6 protein-coding genes are annotated in these 6,054 nt (G+C 72.6%); 1 reads left to right on the top strand and 5 read right to left on the bottom strand.

Annotation, left to right across the window (positions count from 1 at the left end):
• Nucleotides 1–64: 64 nt before the first annotated feature.
• From AOK15_RS22125 to AOK15_RS22135, 3 genes are read right to left on the bottom strand one after another with little or no spacing between them, the layout of a single operon-like run.
• A complete protein-coding gene (locus AOK15_RS22125) occupies nt 65–1,291 on the bottom strand; it encodes a serine hydrolase domain-containing protein (protein WP_055519579.1) in 1,227 nt (408 codons plus the stop codon).
• A gap of 24 nt (nt 1,292–1,315) precedes the next feature.
• Nucleotides 1,316–2,752: an MFS transporter gene (locus AOK15_RS22130; RefSeq protein WP_055519582.1), complete on the bottom strand. Its 1,437-nt coding sequence runs from the start codon at nt 2,750–2,752 to the stop codon at nt 1,316–1,318.
• Nucleotides 2,749–3,327 (bottom strand): TetR/AcrR family transcriptional regulator, encoded by a 579-nt coding sequence (locus tag AOK15_RS22135; RefSeq protein ID WP_055519583.1) that lies wholly within the window; start codon nt 3,325–3,327, stop codon nt 2,749–2,751. Before AOK15_RS22135 ends, AOK15_RS22130 begins: the two co-directional genes overlap by 4 nt.
• Nucleotides 3,328–3,433: 106 nt before the next feature.
• Between AOK15_RS22135 and AOK15_RS22140 the strand changes: the two genes are divergently transcribed.
• Complete coding sequence (locus tag AOK15_RS22140) at nt 3,434–3,886, top strand: TIGR03618 family F420-dependent PPOX class oxidoreductase (protein ID WP_055519586.1); 453 nt, start codon at nt 3,434–3,436, stop codon at nt 3,884–3,886.
• 4 nt (nt 3,887–3,890) lie between these two features.
• Here the strand turns inward: AOK15_RS22140 and AOK15_RS22145 are convergent, their stop codons facing one another.
• Both AOK15_RS22145 and AOK15_RS22150 read right to left on the bottom strand, forming a co-directional pair.
• Nucleotides 3,891–4,406 (bottom strand): hypothetical protein, encoded by a 516-nt coding sequence (locus AOK15_RS22145; protein ID WP_240508543.1) that lies wholly within the window; start codon nt 4,404–4,406, stop codon nt 3,891–3,893.
• Between the two features lie 191 nt (nt 4,407–4,597).
• Nucleotides 4,598–5,941, bottom strand: a complete 1,344-nt coding sequence (locus AOK15_RS22150; RefSeq protein ID WP_055519589.1) for an MFS transporter — start codon at nt 5,939–5,941, stop codon at nt 4,598–4,600.
• Nucleotides 5,942–6,054 lie beyond the last annotated feature (113 nt).

Raw genomic sequence — 6,054 nt, forward strand, 5'->3', positions numbered from 1 at the left:
GCCCCGACCCCGCCCCGGGCCACGTGCCTCCGGCCCCTGTGCGCGGGTTAGCAGGGCCGTCGGCTCAATCCACCACGGCCTCGTGGACCAGTCGCTTCAGGTCCGGGTAGACCGAGAACGACGAGCGGCGTCGTACCTGGGTCATGAACTGGACGGTCAGGTCCCGGCGGGGGTCCACCCAGAAGATGGTGGTGGCGGCGCCGGTCCAGCCGAAGGTGCCGAGGGAGGAGGGGCTCTCGGTGGCCTCGGGGTCGATGACGACGGAGACGCCGAGGCCGAAGCCGACGCCCACGTTGCCCGGCTGCCGGTGGAAGCCGCTGCCGTAGGTGTGGATGTCGACGCCGCCCGGCAGCTGGTTGGTGGCCATCATGTCGACGGACTCGGGGGTCAGCAGGCGGACCCCGTCGAGTTCGCCGCGGCGGCGCAGGAACTCCGTGAAGCGGTGGTAGTCACGGGCGGTGGCGACCATGCCGCCGCTGCCGGACAGGAAGCGGGGCCTGCCGTGCAGGGGCAGCCCCGGCACCGGGGCGATCGAGCCGTCCTCCCGCTCGCCGTACAGCTGGGCCAGTCGCCCGGCCTGTTCGGGGGAGACCTGGAAACCCGCGTCGGTCATGCCGAGCGGGCCGAGGATCCGCTCGGCGAAGAACGTGTCGAGGTCCTGCCCCGACACCACCTCGACGATCCGGCCGAGGACGTTGCTGGCGACGGAGTAGTTCCACTGCGTGCCCGGTTCGAACTGCAGGGGCAGACGCGCGTACTCCGCGCAGGTCCGGGCGAGGTCGGCGCCCGGCCGGACCGAGTGCTCCAGGCCCGCTTCCCGGTAGAGCGCGTCCACCGGGTGGTCGTAGTAGAAGCCGAACGTCAGGCCCGAGGTGTGGGTCATCAGATGCCGGACGAGGATCGGCTGCCGCGCCGGGCGGGTCCGGATTCCGGTGCCCTCACCGGACTCGTACACCCGGGGCTCGGCGAACTCCGGCAGATGGCGGGAGACCGGGTCCGTGAGGGACAGCCGCCCCTCCTCGACCAGTATCAGCGCGGCCACCGACGTGACCGGCTTCGTCATCGAGTAGACCCGCCACAACGTGTCGGTCTCGACGGGCAGCCCCGCGTCCACGTCGCGCCGGCCGTACGTCGTGAGGTGGGCGACGCGGCCGTGCCGGGCGACGGAGAGCAGATAGCCGGGCAGTCGGCCGTCGTCGACCTGGCGGCCGAGGTACTCGTCGAGGCGGGCCAGGGTCTTCGGGTCGAGGCCGGCCTCGCGCGGCTCGCTCTGTCGGCGCAGTCGTTCCATGGTGCTTCTCCTCCGGTGGCCCGGTCACGGCTCACAGACGTCCTTGTCTTCATCGTTCCGTACTGATCGCGATCCATCCCTCGGAGAACGAGCGGGTCGGGGCATTCGTCCGGCAAGTGGCGCACCCAGCGCCGACAGGCCGGCCAGCAGCCAGAACGCGGGCCCCGCGGCGAGCGGCAGCAGCGTCGCGGCGGCCGCCACGCCGAGCGTCGGCCCGATGTTCATCGCCGTCTGCTGGAGGCCGCCCACCACCCCCGCCGCCTCCGGCGGAGCCTCCCGTACGACGACCGCGGTGGCCGTCACCATCACCGCGCCGAACCCGGCGCCCAGGAGCAGGAAGCCACCGCCGATCACCGCCGTCGGGGAGCCCGGCCCCACCGCCGACAGCACCAGTACCCCGGCGGTGAGCAGCAGGGTCCCGGTCAGGGCCGTCGGCCGGGCGCCCCACCGGCGCAGCAGCACCGCGCAGAGCGGGGCGCCGAGGATCATCATCACGCCGCCGGGCAGCGCGACGAGGCTGGTGCGCAGCGGGTCCATACCCAGCACGTCCTGCAGCAGATGGCTGCCGACGAACAGCGCGCCCATCATCGCCGCCGACGCGGTCACCAGCACCCCGAGGGCCGCGCCCGCCGTCGCCGAGCCGAGCACGGCGGGCGGCAACAACGGGTCGGGCGCCCGCCGTTCATGCCGCACGAGGGCAACACCGGCGGCGCCGGCCACGAGCAGACCGAGCACACCGGGGACCGTCCAGCCGTGCCCTGGGATCCCGACCAGGGTGTGCACGAGTGCCGCGAGCGCCACGGCGAGCAGGGCCGCGCCACGGGTGTCGAGGCCACCGGCGGGCACGCCGGGGGCTGTCCGCGGCGCACGGACCGCGAGGGCCAGCAGGCCCATGACCAGCGCCGGTATGACGTTCAGGAAGAACACCGCGCGCCAGCCCAGCTCCGTCACCAGCACCCCGCCCACCAGCGGGCCGACCGCGGCGGCCACCCCGATGGCGCTCGTCCGCAGCGCCACGGGCATGCCCAGCCGGTCGGGCGGAAACGCGGCCCGCAGCATCCCGAGCGTGGCCGGTTGCAGCAGCGCCCCGAACACTCCCTGGACGACCCGGAGCGCGATCACCCAGCCCACGCCGGGCGCGAGACCGATGCCCGCCGAGGCGGCGCCGAACCCCAACACACCCCAGGCGAAGACCCGTTGGTGTCCGAACCGGTCACCGAGCCGCCCCGCGAAGACCAGCAGGCTCGCCACCGCGATCAGATAGGCGGTGCTGGTCCACTGCACCTCGGCGAAGGAGGCGTCCAGGTCCCGGCGCAGGGTGGGCTGGGCGATCGTCAGCACGGTCCCGTCGAGGGCGACGATCACCGCGCCGAGCACGCTGTTCGCGAGCGTCAGACGGCGGTACGGCACCGACACGGCCGGCCGTTCGTCCGCACCTGCCTCCCGGGTGAGCGCGCTCACCGGTCCTCACGCCCGAGATGCGCGTCGAGGGCCGCGTCGAGCAGGGGCGTGAAGTCGTCCGTTCCCGTGGTCAGTTGGAGGCTTCCCCAGGTCCACAGCTGGGCGATGCCGTACAGGTTCGCCAGGAGCGCCCCGGCGACGAGCCGGGCGTCGACGTCCGGCCGGGCCCGGCCCACCAGGTCCACGAGCAGGCCGAACACCGGGAGGCTGGCGTCCCGCAGCCCCAACGTGTTGCTCTCCAACAGGTCGTGACGGAACATCAGCTCGTGCATGCCCCGGTGGGTGAGCGCGAAGTCGAGGTACACCCGGCCCAGCGTCGCCACCTGCCGCCGGGAACTCTCGGTACCGTCGCCGAGGGCCGCGGCGCCCCGGGCCGCGAGGTCCTCGAAGCCCCGGCGCGCGATGGCCGACAGCAGCTCCAGATGCGTCGGGAAGTACCGGCGGGGCGCCCCGTGCGACACCCCCGCCCGTCGCGCGATCTCCCGCAACGACAGCGCCTGCACACCCTCGGCCGTCACCAACTCGACCCCGACATCGACCAGCCGGGTCCTGAGCCCGGCGTTCCGTTCACTCATAGACACTGTCTACCGCACGTCAGTAGACACTGTCTACCAATGGTCGTGCGGAGATACGCGCGGCGGATCGGGGAATCGCGGGCCACCCCCGGCACGTTGAAGTGTCATGGCCTCGGACACTCTTGACACGGACGCCGTACAGAACGCCCTGCTCGGCCTGGTCGCCGAGCTCGACGGCGGGGTGCTGGTCACCCTCAAGGCGAACGGCCGCCCCCAGCTCTCGAACGTCAACCACGCCTACGACCCCGACGAGCGGACGATCCGGGTCTCGATCACCGACGGGCGCGCCAAGACCCGCAACATGCGCCGCGACCCCCGCGTCTCGTACCACGTGACCAGCGCCGACCGCTGGGCCTACACGGTCGTCGAGGGCACGGCCGACCTCACCCCGGTGGCCGAGGACCCCTACGACGAGACCGTCGAGGAACTGGTCCGGCTGTACCGGGACGTGCGGGGCGAGCACCCCGACTGGGACGACTACCGCGCGGCGATGGTCCGCGACCGCCGGCTGGTGCTGCGGCTGCGCGTGGAGCGGGCGTACGGCATCCCCAAGCGCTGAGATGTCATCCGGCGACCCCGCCGACCTTGTCGAGCACGCACATGTCCCCGGAGTCGGGGTCGCCGATGAACGCCCACAGGACGGCCTTGTCCGACGTCCCCCGCGCCTCGTACTCCGTCCAGACCTCGCTGGGCGTGAAGGTGAGGTGGACCTCCGACAGGGGTGTGTCCGTCTCGACCTCCTCCGACTCGCTGTGCTCCCAGGTGCCGCTGCCGGGGTCCGGCGCCGCGACGGGGGAGAGGTCGTCGCCCCTGAAGTCGCCGCACGCCCCGTCCGAGGTGAACGTCCCGTCCTCGCGCAGCACCAGCCGGCCACCGGAGTCGTCCCGCCAGGTGCCGACGATCTGCTCGTCGCGCAGGACGAGCGCCTCGCCGTCCGGGATCGGGAGGGGAGCCAGCGCCCGGCCCAGGAGCATCAGCGTGAGGGCCCCGACGATCAGCAGGACGGGGGCCACCAGCAGGCACCCCGCCCCGGCCACCACGCCGATCAGCACACCTCTGCGGGACGTGTCTCTCCGCATCCCTCACCCCCTGGCCGACCCCGCGTGATCGCGGCGCCGGCGCCATCTTCCCTCCGACCTGCGCGGACCCCCACGGCGGGGTACCCGCTCGCCGGACGGTGACCGTCCGCGCGCCCGAAGCGGAGCGGGGACGCAGGGCGGGGCCCCGAACACCACCGGTGCCCGGGGGCCCGCGATCGGGAACGGGGAGGTCAGGCCGCGACCCGCTCCCGGTCGTTCGCCGCGTCGGCCGCGCGGACGCCGAGGAGCTCCGTCGGGACCTTGTGGGTCTCGCGGGCGGTGAGGGCCGCGAGCGCCGGCGGTACGCACAGCGCCGCGGTGAACAGCGCCACCGCGAACCAGTCGTCCCCGTCGGGGCCGGCGATCTGCGCGGCGAAGGTGACGGCGAAACCGGCGACCGCGAAGCCGATCTGCGTGCCGATGGCCATGCCGGACAGCCGGACCTGGGTGGAGAACATCTCACCGTAGAAGGAGGGCCAGACGCCGTTCGCGGCGCTGTAGACGACACCGAAGGTGACGATGCCGAGGACGAGGACCAGCGGGTAGGAGCCGGTGGAGATCGCCCACAGGTAGACGAACATCATCACCGCGCTGCCGACCGCGCCGATCAGGAACACCGGGCGGCGGCCGACGCGGTCGGAGAGCGTGGCCCACAGCGGGATCGCGGCGAGTGCGACCAGGTTGGCCAGCGCGCCCACCCACAGCATCGAGGAACGCGACAGACCGACCGACTCGCTCGTGCCGTACGCCAGCGCCCACACGGTGAAGATCGTCGAGACCGAGGCGACCAGCGCGCCCGCGATCACCCGCAGCACATCCGCCCAGTGCTCGCGCATCAGCACCGCGAGCGGCAGCTTCGCGACACCCTCGGAGGCGGTCTGCTGCCGGGTGAACGCCGGGGTCTCGTCCAGTGTGCGGCGGATGACGTAGCCGACAACGGCGACCGCGATGCTCATCCAGAACGGGACGCGCCAGCCCCACGACAGCAGTTGGTCCTCGGGGAGCGCGGCGATCGGGATGAAGACCAGGGTCGCGAGCAGCTGGCCGCCCTGGGTGCCGCTCAGGGTGAAGCTGGTGAAGAAGCCGCGCCGCTCCTCCGGCGCGTGCTCCAGCGTCATGGAGTTGGCGCTGGCCTGCTCGCCCGCCGCCGAGATGCCCTGGAGGACGCGGCAGATCACCAGCAGGACCGGGGCGAGGGTGCCGACCTGGTCACGTGTGGGCAGGCAGCCGATGAGGAACGTCGACAGACCCATCAGGATCAGCGTGAAGACCATGATCTTCTTGCGGCCCAGCCGGTCGCCGAAGTGGCCGAGGAAGAGCGCGCCGATCGGCCGCGCCGCGTACGCGACACCGAAGGTGGCCAGGGACAGCAGGGTCGCGGTCGCCGGGTCGGACTCGTCGAAGAAGACCTTCGGGAAGATCAGGGCGGCGGCGCTGCCGTAGATGAAGAAGTCGTAGTACTCCAGGGCGCTGCCGATCCAGGCGGCCGTGGCGGCCTTCCTGGGCTGGCCGGGAGGGGCGGCGGGGACGGACACGGCGTGCTCCTTCGAGGGATCTCCCCCATGGGAGGGAGTGAAGCGGAGGAAGGCAAGGCAGGGCAAGACAGGGCTGGGCCGGGTAGGGCAGTGCAGTGCGAGATGCGGGGGAG

This window comes from Streptomyces ossamyceticus, assembly GCF_001418475.1.
GTDB lineage: Bacteria > Actinomycetota > Actinomycetes > Streptomycetales > Streptomycetaceae > Streptomyces > Streptomyces ossamyceticus.